The organism is Roseisolibacter sp. H3M3-2, assembly GCF_029211165.1.
Lineage (GTDB): Bacteria > Gemmatimonadota > Gemmatimonadetes > Gemmatimonadales > Gemmatimonadaceae > Roseisolibacter.
Map to the genome: position 1 here is coordinate 1 of NZ_JARGEK010000113.1, position 13,104 is coordinate 13,104.

Genomic DNA, 13,104 nt, shown 5'->3' on the forward strand with positions numbered 1-13,104 from the left:
CGCGCCGCCGGCCGGTCGCCGCCGCGTGGCGCGCGGTCCGCGCGCCGCTGCCGGCCGCCGCGCTGCACCTGCTGGCCGTCGCGGTCTGGCACCTGCCCGGGCCGTACCAGGCGGCGCTGCGCCACGAGGGGGTGCACGCGCTGGAGCACGCGAGCTTCTTCGGCAGCGCGCTGCTCTTCTGGTGGGCGCTGCTGCACGCGCGCGGCGCGGCGCGCGGGCCGGCGCTGGTGGGGCTGTTCGTCGCGATGCTCGTCACCGGGGCGCTGGGCGCGCTGCTGGCGACCGCGTCGCGGCTCTGGTACCCGGCCTACGCGGCGACCACCGCGCCGTGGGGGCTGCTGCCGCTGGAGGACCAGGAGCTGGCGGGGATCATCATGTGGGTGCCGGGCGGGATCGCGTACCTGCTCGCCGCCCTCGCGGTGCTGGCGGCGGTGCTGCGCGACGCCGGCCCCCGCCCGGCCCCGCGGGCGCTCGGCGCGGTGCGCCCGTGATCGCGCCGGCGGACGACCGGGGGTCGGCGGACCTCGACCCGCAGGAGCGGCGCGAGGCCGTCGAGCGCGAGTCGCCGGGCGCGGGGGTCACGCACGAGGCGATCCGCCGCGAGGGGGAGAAGGAGCTGGCGCGCGCGCCGTCGGCGCTCGCCTGGTCCGGCCTCGCCGCGGGGCTCTCGATGGGGCTGTCGATGGCCGCGCAGGCGGTGCTGCGCACGCACCTCCCCGACGAGGTGTGGCGCCCGCTGGTCGAGCGTCTCGGCTACGCGGTGGGCTTCCTGGTGGTGATCCTCGGCAGCCAGCAGCTCTACACGGAGAACACGCTCACGCCGATCGTGCCGCTCATGGCGCGGCCGAGCGTCCGGATGCTGCGCCGCGTGCTGGTGCTGTGGGGGGTGGTGCTCGCCGCCAACCTCGTGGGGACGATGGCGTTCGCCTGGGCGGCGGCGACCACGGGGGTGTTCGCGGGCGACGTGCGCGCGGCCTTCGTGGACATGGGACGCGAGGTCCTCGCGCCCGGCACCGGCGCCACCTTCGTGCGCGCGGTCGCGGCGGGATGGATCATCGCGCTCATGGCCTGGATGCTCCCGGCCGCCGAGAGCGCGCGCCTGGCGGTGATCGTGATCATGACGTGGCTGCTCGCCGCGTGCGACCTGCAGCACGTCGTCGCCGGCTCGGCCGAGGTGTTCTACCTCGTCGTGCAGGGCGAGATCTCGTTCGCCACCTACGCGGTGCGCTGGCTCCCGGTGGTGGCCGTCGGCAACACCCTCGGCGGCGTCCTCCTCGTCGCCGCGGTGAACCACGCGCAGGTGAAGGCGGGGTGAGGCGAACGACGGGGTACGGCGAAGGGCGGGGTACGGCGAAGGGCGGGGTACGGCGAAAGTCGGGGTACCGCGGAGCTACCGGCTCGAGTCTGGTAGGCTCGCGGTACCCCGCTCTGCGAACTACCCCTCCGTTCGGTTCACCCCGATCTTCGCCGTACCCGGCACTGCGTCGTACCCCGATCTCCGCCGTGCGACGCACCGGTACCGCTCTTCCCTCTTCCCCGATCCGATGCCCGAGCCGTCCGTGGTGCCCGCCCCGCCCGAGCCGCCGCGTCCCGAGGACCTGCCGCTGCACGAGGACGTGCGGCGGCTGGCGGCCGCGCTCGGGCGGGTGATCCGGCGGCTGGAGGGGGAGGAGGCGTTCCGCACCGTGGAGGAGACGCGCCGCGCGTCGCGGGCGAGGCGGCGGGGGGACGCGGGGGCGCCGACGCTGGAGGCGCTGCTGGCGCGCGTGGAGGCGCTGCCGCTGCCGCTGGCGGCGCTGACGGCGCGGGCCTTCACCCTGTTCTTCCTGCTCATCAACACCGCCGAGCAGGTGCACCGCGTGCGGCGGCGCGCGGCGTACCGCGGGGACGCCGAGCCGCAGCCGGGCTCCGTGCTGCGGGCGCTGCGCCAGCTGCGCCCGCGCGGGCTGGGGGGCGACGCGGTGCGCGACGCGCTGCGGCGGCTGCACGTGCGCCCCGTGCTCACCGCGCACCCCACCGAGTCGACGCGCCGCACGCTGCTGGCGCTGCAGGCGCGGGTGGCCGACCTGCTGCTGCGCCGCGAGGACGCGTCGGCCGACGAGCGGCGGTCGATCGACGAGGCGCTGGAGGGGGAGGTCGAGCTGCTGTGGCTGACCGCCGAGGTGCGGCGCGACCGGCCGTCGGTGCTCGACGAGGTGAGCACCGTGCTCTGGTACCTCGAGACGCGGCTGCTCGACGCGGGGGTGCGGGCGCACGAGGCGCTGCTGCGCGCCTACGCCGACGAGTTCGGGGCGCCCGACGAGGCGCTGCGGCTGGAGACGCCGGTGCGGCTCGGGACGTGGGTCGGGGGCGACCGCGACGGGAACCCGTTCGTGACGCCGGAGGTCACCCTCGCCGCCGCGCGCCGCGCCAGCCACGCGATCCTCGGCCGCTACCGGCAGGGGGTGGAGGCGCTGATCGAGCGGGCGTCGGTGGCGGCGCACCTCGCCGAGCCGCCGGCGGCGCTGCTCGACTCGCTGGACGCGGACCGCGCCGCGCTCCCCGAGGTGTGGGAGGCGAACCGGCGCCGCAACGCCGACGAGCCGGTGCGGCTCAAGCTGACCTTCGTGGCCGCGCGGCTGGACGCGACGCGGCGGCGGGTGGCGGCGCGCGACGCCGGGCGCCCCGACGTCGAGCCGGCGGCCTACCCCGACGCGGCCGCGCTGGAGGCCGACCTGCGGCTGGTGCGTGACGCGCTGCTCGCCGCGGGCGCGGTGGAGGCGTGCCGCACGACGCTCGACCCCTTCGTGGCGCTGGTGCGCGCCCACGGGCTGCACGGCTACCGCATGGACGTGCGCGACCACGCCGACGCCCACCGCGCGGCGCTCGACGACGTGGCCGCGCGGCTCGGCGGGCCCCCCTTCGACGCCGACGCGCTGCGGCGCGAGCTGCTGGGGCGGCGGCCGCTGGTCGGGCCGCACCTCCCGGTGGAGGACGGGACGCGCCGCGTGCTCGACACCTTCCGCGCCGTCCGCACGGTGCAGGACGAGGCGGGGGAGGCGGCGGCGCGCACCTACGTCACCTCGATGACCACGTCGGCGGAGGACCTGCTGCGCGTGCTGCTGCTGGCGCGCGAGGCGGGGCTGGTCGACCTGGCCGCCGAGCCGCCGGCGTCGCGGCTGGACGTCGTGCCGCTGTTCGAGACGCTGGACGACCTGGAGCGGGCGCCCGACGTGCTGCGCGCGCTGCTGGCCGACCCGATCTACGCCCGCCAACTCGCCGCCCGCGGCCGCCGCCAGGAGGTCATGCTCGGCTACTCCGACTCCGGGAAGGACGCCGGGATCCTGGCGTCGTCGTGGGCGCTGTACCGGGCGCAGGAGGCGCTGGCTGAGGTCTGTCGCGACGCCGGCGTCGACCTGCTGCTGTTCCACGGCCGCGGCGGGAGTGTGGGGCGCGGCGGCGGGTCGCCCGTGGCGCGGGCGCTGGCGGCGCTCCCCCCCGACACGGTCGAGGGGCGGATCAAGATCACCGAGCAGGGGGAGATCATCTCCCAGCAGTTCGGGCTGGCGCCGATTGCCGAGCGGACGCTGGAGGTGACGGTGGCGGGGTCGCTGCTGCAGGCGTTCGACGACTGGCGGGAGGGGCGCGACCCGGCGGAGGTGGCGCGCTTCCGCGAGGTCATGGACCGGCTCGCCGACCGGTCGGTCGGGGTGTACCGCGGGCTCGTGCACGACGACCCCGCGCTGTTCGAGTTCTTCCTGGCCGCGACGCCCGTAGGGGAGCTGGCGTCGGCGCGGTTCGGGTCGCGCCCGGCGTACCGGCCGGGGGCGGGCGCCGGGATCGCGGGGATCCGCGCCATCCCCTGGCAGTTCGGGTGGACGCAGATCCGCCTGATGCTCCCCGGCTGGCTGGGCGTCGGGACGGCGCTCGACGAGGCGGCGGCGACGCCCGAGGGGCTGGCGACGCTGCGGGCGATGACGCGGGCGTGGCCGTTCTTCGACGACCTGCTGGCCAAGATCGAGATGGTGTGCGCCAAGGCCGACCTCGAGGTCGCGCGGGCGTACGCGGTCCGGCTGGGGGCGGACGTGGCGCTGTTCGACCGGCTGGCCGACGAGTTCCGGCGGACCGTGACCGTGCTGCTGCGGATCCGGGAGACCGACCGCCTGCTGGACGGGGAGCCGGTGCTGCGGTCGGCGATCGCGCTGCGGAACCCCTACGTCGACCCGCTCTCGCTGCTGCAGGTCGGGCTGCTGGCGCGGCGGCGGGCGGCGGGGGACGGGGTGGACCCGCAGGTGCCGGAGGCGCTGGCGTCGACGCTCAGCGGGCTGGCGCAGGGGCTCCGGAACACCGGCTGACGTCACGATCGTGCATTTCATGCACGTTTCGACGGACGATCGGCACCCTGGGGGCGAATATGTATTCGTTCACGCGCTGAACTAATGCACCTCGTGCACGAATTCGTTGACACACCGACCTGAACGCCGTTAACCTCCGGCCAGAATCCCCCCTGGCCCGGAGGCCCGTCGGTGAAGTTGATCATCGCCATCATCCGCCCCGATCGACTGTCCGAGGTCAAGGCGGCGCTGTTCCGGGCCGGCGTGACCGGCATGACGCTGACGCCGGTGAGCGGGCACGGCGGCGAGCGCGAGGTGGTCCAGTCGTACCGCGCCGAGCGGGTGCTGCTGGAGTTCCACGACAAGGTGCGGATCGAGATGGCGTGCTCCGAGCCGTTCGTGGAGCCGACGATCCAGGCCATCCTCGCGGCCGCCCGCACGGGCGGGGTGGGCGACGGGAAGATCTTCGTCCAGCCGCTGGAGCAGGTGATCCGGATCCGCACCGGGGAGCGCGACGGCGAGGCGCTGACGCCGGTGACGGCCGACGCGGTGCAGCGCGCCGCCCGGACCGCCTACCACGAGGTGGGCGCGTGACCCCCGAGCTCTCGGCGGGCGACACGGCCTGGGTGCTCGCGTCGACCGCGATGGTGATGCTGATGGTCCCCGGGCTCGCGCTGTTCTACGGCGGGATGGTGCGGGAGAAGCACTCGCTCAACACGCTCATGATGAGCGTCGCCGCGCTCGGCGTGGTCGGGGTGCAGTGGGTGCTGGTCGGCTACTCGCTCGCCTTCGCCCCCGGCTCGCCGGCCATCGGCGGGCTCGCGCACTGGGCGTTCGGCGGCGTCGGCGCGGCGCCCAACGCGACCTACGCGGCGATGATCCCGCACCTCGCCTTCGCCGCGTTCCAGGGGATGTTCGCCGCCATCGCGGTGGCGCTGATCTCGGGCGCGGTGGTGGAGCGGCTGTCGTTCCGCGCCTACCTGCTGTTCGGCGTGCTCTGGTCCACGCTGGTGTACGCGCCGCTCGCGCACTGGGTGTGGGGCGACGGCGGGTGGCTGCGCGCGCTGGGCGCGCTCGACTTCGCCGGCGGCACGGTGGTGCACGTGAGCGCGGGGACGGCGGCGGTGGTGGCGGCGCTGATGCTCGGCAAGCGCGCCCGCGTCGGCGGCGCGCCGGCGGTGCCGCACAACGTCCCCTTCACGCTCCTCGGCGCGGGGCTGCTCTGGTTCGGCTGGTTCGGCTTCAACGGCGGCTCGGCGCTCGGCGCGAACGGCGTGGCGGCGGGGGCGCTGGCGACGACGCACACCGCGGCCGCGGCGGCGCTGGTGTCGTGGATGGTGCTCGACCTCGCGCGCACCGGCGCCTGCACGGCGGTCGGCGCGGCGACGGGGCTGGTGGTGGGGCTGGTGGCGATCACGCCGGCCGCCGGCTTCGTGACGCCGGGCGCCGCGCTGCCGATCGGCGCGCTGGCGGCGTGCGCGAGCTACGCGATGATCCAGCTGCGCGCGCGCACCGGCGTGGACGACGCGCTCGACGTCTTCGCCTGCCACGGCGCGGCGGGGATCGTGGGCGCGGTGCTGACGGGGGTGTTCGCGACCAAGGCGGTGAACCCGGCCGGCGCCGACGGGCTGCTGGCGGGGAACGCGGCGCTGGTGGGCGTGCAGGCGCTGGCGGTGCTGGCGACGATGGCGTTCGTCGGCGCGGCCACGTTCGGCATCCTGCTGCTGGTGCGCCTGGTGCAGCCGCTGCGCGTCCCGCTCGACGCCGAGCTGGCGGGGGTGGACGTGTCGGAGCACGGCGAGACGGCGTACCACGGCGGGCTGGGCGGGCTCACGGGCGGGCGCCTCCCGCTGGGCGAGGGGGTGCTGGTCCCCGCCCACGAGATCGTCGCCGCCCCCCGCCCCGCCCCCGCGTCCTGACCCGCCGAGTCCCCTCCGATGCGCAAGATCAACACGCGGAACTTCCGGGTCGCCACCCGCTCGACGACGCGCGACGTCAACCGGCAGATCGTCCTCAACCTGATCCGCGAGCACCAGCCGATCTCGCGCGCCGAGCTGGCGCGGCGGATGGAGGTGAGCCGCAGCCTGCTCACCCCGCTGGTGCGCGAGCTGGTGACGCGCGGCGCGGTGGTCGAGGGGGGGACGCTGCGCGCGCCGCAGCGCGGGCGACGCCCGACGCTGCTGCGCGTGCGCACCAACCGCCACGTCGCGGTGGCGATCGACGTGCGGCAACAGCGCACGACGATCGCGCTGGCCGACTTCGGCGGGCACGTGCTGGCGCGCGAGGCGGTACCGACGCCCGGGACGCCGACGGCGCTGGTGGAGATGCTCGCGCAGCGGGTGCCGGCGCTCACCGCGCTGCACGTCGGCGCCGACGCGCCCGACGGCGAGGAGCGCACGCTGGCGGGCGCCGGCCTCGTGATGCCGGGGATGGTCGACCGGCGCACGGGGCGCGTGCTGTACGCGCCGCGCCTCGGCTGGCGCGACGTCGACCTGCGCGACCTGCTCGCCGAGCGGCTCGGCTACAAGGTGCGCATCGAGAACGCGCCGATCGCCTGCGCGCTCGCGCGCCTCTGGCTGACGCCCGACGGGCTCACGGGCGGGCACAGCTTCGCGTACGTGAGCATCTCCGACGGCGTGGGCGTGGGGCTGGTGAACCGCGGCGAGGTGCTGCGCGGCGAGACGCACACGGCGGGGGAGTTCGGCCACGTCGCGCTCGACCGCAGCGGCCCGCCGTGCGTGTGCGGGAAGCGCGGCTGCTGGGAGGCGCTGTGCGGCGACGGCGCGACGCTCGCCCGCTACCACGCCCGCGGCGGCGCCCCCGCCGAGTCGGTCGAGGAGGTCGTGCGCCGCGCGCGCGCCGGGGACGGGGCGGCGGTCGAGACGATCACCGAGACGGCGACCCACATCGGCCGCGGGCTGGCGGCGATGGTGAGCGCGTTCAACCCGGGGCGCATCTACGTCGGCGGCGAGATCACCGCGGCGTGGGAGCTGCTCGACGGCCCGATCCGCCGGGCGCTGGTCGAGGACACGCTGACCGACGCGGCGCGGGCGACGCCCGTCGTGCCGGACCGGAACCCGGCGGAGTACCGGGTGCTCGGCGCGGTCGCGCTCGTGGCGGCACCCACCTACGCGGCGCCGCGAGTGGGCTGATCGAACCGCAGACACGGAGGACACGGAAACCGGGGGACAGACTGGAGTCTCAAGTCCTTCCCCTGGTTTCCGTGTTCATCCGTGTCCGATGCTCGTCAACGCCGCCCGCATGACATCGGAGAGCGGCGTCGGGCGACGCGTGCTCCGGTCGACGTACACGTGCACGAAATGGCCCTCCGCGGCCGGCGCGTCCTCGCCCTCGCGGAAGATCGCCAGCTCGTAGCGCACGCTCGACGTGCCGACGCGCGCCACGCGCACGCCGACGCTCAGCCGCTCCGGGAACGACAGCGGCTTGAAGTAGCGGCACCCGGTCTCCACCACCAGCCCGATGACGGGGCTCGTGGCGGGATCCAGCAGCCCGCGCGCGATCAGCCAGCGGTTCACCGCGGTGTCGAAGAAGCCGTAGTACGCGACGTTGTTGACGTGACCGTACTGGTCGTTGTCGGCCCAGCGCGTGTCGAGCGGCTCGTGGTGCGGGTAGGCGGCGCGCGTCGAGGGGGTCACAGGGCGGCGCGGTAGATCGCCAGCGCGTCGTCGTAGGTCACGTCGCGCGGGTTGTTGACGAGGAGGCGCTGCACCTGCATCGCGTCGCGGGCGAGCATCGGCAGGTCGTCCGCCGCCACGCCCACCTCGCGCAGCCGGCGCTCGAGCGGCAGCGCGGCGGTCAGCTCGGCGAGGCCGTCGAGCAGCGCCTGCCCGGTGGCCGGGCGCGCGGCGGCGCTGCCGGTCGCGCGCAGCGACGGCGCCAGCTCGGCGTACATCCGGTCGGCGGCCGGGAGGTTGAAGGCGAGCACCTGGTGGAGCACGAGCGCGTTGCTCAGCCCGTGCGGCACGCCGAAGTGGCCGCCCAGCGGGTACGCCAGCGCGTGCACGGCCGCCACCGGCGCGTTGGCGAACGCCATCCCCGCCAGCGCCGCCCCCTGCAGCAGCGCGCGGCGCGCGTCGAGGTCGGCGCCGTCGGCGACCGCGCGCGGCAGGTGGCGCGACAGGAGCGCCAGCGCGCGCACCGCCAGCGTGTCGGAGAGGACGTTCTTGCGGCGGCGCGACGTGTACGCCTCGATCGCGTGCACCATCGCGTCGACCGCGGTCATCGCCGTCACGCGCGCCGGGAGCCCGACCGTCAGCGTCGCGTCGAGCACCGCGACGTCGGCGTGGAGGACGCGCGCGACCACCCCGACCTTCTCGTGCGTCGGCGTCGTGACGATCGCGATCGGCGTCACCTCCGAGCCCGTGCCGGCCGTCGTCGGGACCTGGATGAGCGGCAGCCGCGGCCCGCGCGCCCGCTCCACGCCGAACACGTCGGCCAGCGACTCCCCCGAGCGCGCCAGCAGCGCCGCCAGCTTGGCCGTGTCGAGCGAGCTGCCGCCGCCGAGGCCGATCACGCCGTCGGCGCCGCGGTCGCGCGCCATCGCGGCGGCCGCCTCCACCGTGTCCTGCGGCGGGTCGGCGCGCACGTCGGCGAACAGCGCGACGTCCGCCGCCTCGCCGAGCGCGTCCAGCGGGCCCGCCAGGACCCCCGCGTCGAGCAGGCCGCGGTCGGTGACGACGAGGGGGCGCCGCATCCCCAGCTCGCGGGCGAGGGCGCCGAGCCGGAGGGCCGCGCCGTCCTCGCAGACGAGGCGCGGCGGGGTGTCGAAGGTGAAGCCGCTCATGGGCCGCGAATCTACATCCGGGCGCGGGGGCGCAACCCGCGCGCGGCCCGGGGGTACGTATGGCGGAGGTGAAACGATGACCAACCGCACCGTCCTGCGGCGCGGCCGCGCGCTCGCGGCCGCCGCCATCCTGGGCACCCTGCCGCTGCTCGGCGCCGCGCCGGCGCCGGCCGACGCCCCGCTCTCCCTCACCGCCGCCGACGTCGCCGCGTCCAACGCGAAGGCGCGGATGGCCTACGGCGCGCTCGTCCCGATGTGGCGCGCGCACTTCGCCGACGTCGGCGCGCGCTTCGCCGCGCCGCAGCTCGTCCGCTTCCGCGGCGCCGGGGTGCGCACCGCGTGCGGCGTGATCGGCAACGGCAACGCCGCCTACTGCCCGCGCAGCAACGCCATCTACTACGACGAGATCTTCCTCGCCGCGCAGGCCAAGCGCGCCGCGCAGGAGCTGGGGACCGACGGCGACATGGCCGCGGTCGGCGTGATCGCGCACGAGATGGGGCACGCCGTCGCGATACAGCTGGGCGCGATGTCGCGCTTCACGTACGAGAACGAGAAGACGGCCGACTGCCTCGCGGGCGCGTTCGCGCGGCAGGCCGACGCCGAGGGGCAGATCGAGCCGGGCGACATCGACGAGGCGTTCTTCGGCATGGCCGCGGCCGGCGACCCGACGCCGCAGCTCACCGGCGACCGCCGCGCCGACCGCGCGATCCTCGTGCGGGCCCAGCTGATGGGGCACGGCACCGACGAGCAGCGGCAGCAGAACTTCGGCGCCGGGCTCGAAGGGGGCGCGGGGGCCTGCCTCGCCGAGTTCCGCTAACCCTTCGGCTGCAGCCCGTACAGCTTGATCTTGGCGTAGAGCGAGGAGCGCGAGATCCCGAGTCGCTGGGCGGCGCGCTCCACGTGCCCCTGCTCGAGCTGCAGCACGCGCCCGATGTGGCGCGCCTCGACCTGCTCCAGCGTGAGGTCGTCCCAGTCCCCGGCCGCACCCGCGGCCGGGGACTGCGTGCGTTCGCCGCGCTCGAAGGCGAGGTCGGCGCGGCCGATGACGCCCCCCTCGCGTCCTAGAAGCACCGCGCGCTCCAGCACGTTGCGCAGCTCGCGCACGTTGCCGGGCCACGCGTAGCGGCGCAGCGCCTCCAGCGCGTCGGGCGCCAGCTCGGCGGGCGGCAGCGCGAGGTCGGCGGCGACGCGCGCCAGCAGGTCGCGCGCGAGGAGCGGCACGTCCTCCGGCCGCTCGCGCAGCGGCGGCAGGTCGAGCTTCAGGGTGCTGATGCGGAAGTAGAGGTCCGAGCGGAACGTCCCCAGCCGCGAGCGTTCGCCGAGGTCCTGGTGCGTGGCGGCGATGAGCTGCAGGTCCACGGGGCGGTCGCGCACCTCTCCAAGACGCCGCACCTGCCGGTCCTCGAGCGCCTTCAGCAGCTTGGGCTGCAGGTCGAGCGGCATGTCGCCGATCTCGTCGAGGAAGAGCGTGCCGCGGTGCGCCACCTCCAGCAGCCCGGGCTTGGCCTGTGCCGCGCCGGTGAAGGCCCCCTTCTCGTGGCCGAACAGCTCCGACTCGACCAGCTCGCGCGGCAGCCCCGCGCAGTTGAGCTCCACCAGCGCCTCGTCGGCGCGCGGGCCGCGCGCGTGCAGCCAGCGCGCGAGCACCCCCTTCCCCGCCCCCGTCTCGCCGCGCAGCCACACGGGACGGTCGGTGCCGAGCACGCGGTGCGCCTGCTCCTCCAGCGCGCGGATCGCGGGGCTCACGCCGACGAACGGGTCGGGGTCGCGCCGCGCGCCGGCGCGCCCGCTCACGCGCTGCGCGAGCTGCCGCTGGCGCGCGCGCCGGTTCTCGACCGCGCGCTCGAGCACCACCTCCAGCGCCGGCAGCGCGACCGGCTTGGTGAGGAAGTGCTCCGCGCCCTCCTTGATCGCCTGCACCGCGAGGTCCACCGAGCCGTGCCCGGTCAGCAGCACCACCGGCACCTGCTCGTCGATCCGCCGGAGCCGCGGCAGCAGGTCGAGCGCCGTGCCGTCGGGGAGCTCGTAGTCGCACACCACCGCGTGCGGACGCGTCGTGCGGAACGCCAGCTCGCCGGCCACCACGCCGTCGGCCTCCTCGACGGCGTAGCCGCGCGCCCGGAGGTACGTGCCGACGCCGAAGCGGATCGCCTCGTCGTCGTCGATCAGGAGGACGAGCGCCACGTCACCCCTCCGCGGCGGCGGGGAGCCGCACGGTGAACGTCGCGCCGCCGCCGGCTGCGTTGGCGGCGGCGATCTCGCCGCCGTGCTCGCGCACGATCCGCTGCACGATCGACAGCCCGAGCCCCGTGCCGCCGCGCCGCTTGGTGAAGAACGGCTCGAACAGCCGCGGCAGGTGGTCGGGCGGGATGCCCGGGCCGCGGTCGGACACGCGGCACGCCACCCACGCGCCGCCGCGCTCGGCCTCCGCCGTCAGCCGCACGACGCCGCCGGCCGCGGTGTGCTGCGCCGCGTTCTCCAGCAGGTTCTGGAACACGCGCACCAGGCGGCGGCGGTCCATGGCGACGGGCGGCAGCGGCGCCTCGCCGAGCGTGGTCTCGACCGCCACCGCGAGTCGGTCGGTGGTGGGGCGGCAGTTGGCCACGGCCTCGGCGAGCACCGGCGCCAGCGGCGCGGGGCGCGCCTCGGCGCGCGCGGGGCGCCCGTACTCCAGCAGGTCGGCCATCAGGTCGCCGACGCGCGTGACCTGCGCGCGCAGCCGCTCCTGGAACGGCGCCAGCTCGGCGCGGTCGGGGAAGGTCGCGTCCATGGCGTCGAGCACGGCCGACATGCCGAACAGCGGGTTGCGCACCTCGTGCGCGACGCCGGCGGCGACGGTGCCGATGGCGGCCATCGTCTCCTGATCGCGCAGCGACGCCTCCAGCCGCAGCCGCTCGCGCTCGGCGGCCTTCTGCGCGGTCACGTCGGTGACGGTGCCGGTGGCGCGCAGCGGCGCGCCGTCGTCGCCGAGCAGGTAGCGCCCGCGGCCGAGCACCCACGCGACGCCGCCGTCGGCGCGGCGGAGGCGGAACTCGTGCGCGTGCTCGGCGCCGGTGGCGCGCCCGCGCGCCAGCGCCGCCAGCAGCGGCTCGCGATCCGCGGGCTCGACCAGCGCGAGGAACGCCGCCTCGCCGCCGTCCGCCGACGCGCGCGGGTGGCCGAGCAGCCGCTCGTGGACCGTCGCCCACTCGAGGCGGCGCGTCGCGCGGTCCCACTCCCAGGTCCCGGTGCGCCGCGCGTCGAGCGCGGCGCGCAGCACCGCCACCGCGCGCTCCAGCGCCTCGGTGCGCTGCGCCAGCGACGCGCGCGCCCGCGCCTCCGCGACCGCCGCGCCGCCGAGCGCGCAGTTGGCGAGCAGCGCGACCGCCACGACGGCCGCCGACCCGGCGACGAACGCGGTGACGGTGAGCCGGCGCGCGCCCGCCGCCGCGACCTGCCGCGCGCGCAGCAGCCGCGCCAGGTCGGCGACCACCCGCTCGGCGAGCGCGCGCGCGTCGCCCATCAGGCGGTTGCCGCCCCCCATCGCGACCAGCGCCAGCGCGTCGCCGCGGCGCCCGGCGTCGTGCAGCGCGATCCCCGAGTCGAGCAGCGCGAGGCGCGCCGCCGCGACGCGCGCGAGCGTGTCGAGGCGTGCCTGCTGCCCCGGGTTGTCGCGGGTCAGGGCGCGCAGCCGCGCCGTCGTCGCCGGGACCGCGCGGCGCCCGGCGCGGTGCGGGTCGAGGAACTCGGCGCGGCCGGTGAGCAGGTAGCCGCGCTGCCCCGTCTCGGCGTCGGCCAGCTCGGCGAACAGCTGCGCGACGGCCGCGCGCACCTCCTGCGTGTTCGCGACGCGCGCGCCGGCCGAGCGCTCGCGGCGCACCGCGCGGTCGAGCGTGAGCGCGAGCCCGGCGAGGGCCAGCGCCGGCCCGGCGACGAGGGCCAGCCGGCGCGCGCGCGAGCTGAGCACGCGGCGCAGCGAAGTCGGAGGCCAAGCGGTCTTAGGAAGAC

The 13,104-nt window shown here is 76.5% G+C and carries 11 protein-coding genes; 7 read left to right on the forward strand and 4 right to left on the reverse strand.

Going from position 1 to position 13,104, the window contains the following annotated elements; genetic code table 11:
- The 6 genes from PYV61_RS11300 to PYV61_RS11325 form a co-directional block, all read left to right on the forward strand.
- On the forward strand, positions 1 to 491 hold a 491-nt coding region (locus PYV61_RS11300; RefSeq protein ID WP_275831463.1), incomplete at its 5' end, for a cytochrome c oxidase assembly protein.
- Positions 488 to 1,315, forward strand: coding sequence for a formate/nitrite transporter family protein (locus PYV61_RS11305; protein WP_275831465.1), 828 nt, complete (start codon positions 488 to 490; stop codon positions 1,313 to 1,315). The genes PYV61_RS11300 and PYV61_RS11305, both read left to right, overlap by 4 nt.
- 229 nt (positions 1,316 to 1,544) lie before the next feature.
- Positions 1,545 to 4,334, forward strand: coding sequence for a phosphoenolpyruvate carboxylase (ppc, locus tag PYV61_RS11310; RefSeq protein ID WP_275831467.1), 2,790 nt, complete (start codon positions 1,545 to 1,547; stop codon positions 4,332 to 4,334).
- A 171-nt stretch (positions 4,335 to 4,505) separates the two neighbouring features.
- A complete protein-coding gene (locus PYV61_RS11315; RefSeq protein ID WP_275831469.1) occupies positions 4,506 to 4,907 on the forward strand; it encodes a P-II family nitrogen regulator in 402 nt (133 codons plus the stop codon).
- Positions 4,904 to 6,232 carry an ammonium transporter gene (locus PYV61_RS11320; RefSeq protein ID WP_275831472.1) on the forward strand — a complete coding sequence of 443 codons (1,329 nt, stop codon included), beginning with the start codon at positions 4,904 to 4,906 and terminating at the stop codon, positions 6,230 to 6,232. Before PYV61_RS11315 ends, PYV61_RS11320 begins: the two co-directional genes overlap by 4 nt.
- 18 nt (positions 6,233 to 6,250) lie before the next feature.
- A complete protein-coding gene (locus PYV61_RS11325) occupies positions 6,251 to 7,465 on the forward strand; it encodes an ROK family protein (protein ID WP_275831474.1) in 1,215 nt (404 codons plus the stop codon).
- Positions 7,466 to 7,540: 75 nt separating this feature from the next.
- Here the strand turns inward: PYV61_RS11325 and PYV61_RS11330 are convergent, their stop codons facing one another.
- Together PYV61_RS11330 and PYV61_RS11335 are read right to left on the reverse strand one after the other, a co-directional pair.
- Positions 7,541 to 7,969 (reverse strand): thioesterase family protein, encoded by a 429-nt coding sequence (locus PYV61_RS11330; protein WP_275831476.1) that lies wholly within the window; start codon positions 7,967 to 7,969, stop codon positions 7,541 to 7,543.
- Complete coding sequence (locus tag PYV61_RS11335) at positions 7,966 to 9,117, reverse strand: iron-containing alcohol dehydrogenase (protein WP_275831479.1); 1,152 nt, start codon at positions 9,115 to 9,117, stop codon at positions 7,966 to 7,968. The genes PYV61_RS11330 and PYV61_RS11335 overlap by 4 nt, the downstream gene beginning before the upstream one ends.
- Positions 9,118 to 9,193: 76 nt before the next feature.
- On the opposite strand from PYV61_RS11335, the gene PYV61_RS11340 reads away from it, so the two are divergent.
- The gene (locus PYV61_RS11340) at positions 9,194 to 9,934 is read left to right on the forward strand and encodes a neutral zinc metallopeptidase (RefSeq protein ID WP_275831482.1); all 741 of its coding nucleotides are present in this window, start codon (positions 9,194 to 9,196) and stop codon (positions 9,932 to 9,934) included.
- Here the strand turns inward: PYV61_RS11340 and PYV61_RS11345 are convergent.
- Positions 9,931 to 11,301, reverse strand: coding sequence for a sigma-54 dependent transcriptional regulator (locus PYV61_RS11345; protein ID WP_275831483.1), 1,371 nt, complete (start codon positions 11,299 to 11,301; stop codon positions 9,931 to 9,933). The two genes, PYV61_RS11340 and PYV61_RS11345, sit on opposite strands and share 4 nt — an antisense overlap.
- A gap of 1 nt (position 11,302) precedes the next feature.
- On the reverse strand, positions 11,303 to 13,104 hold a 1,802-nt coding region (locus PYV61_RS11350), incomplete at its 5' end, for a CHASE3 domain-containing protein (RefSeq protein ID WP_275831485.1).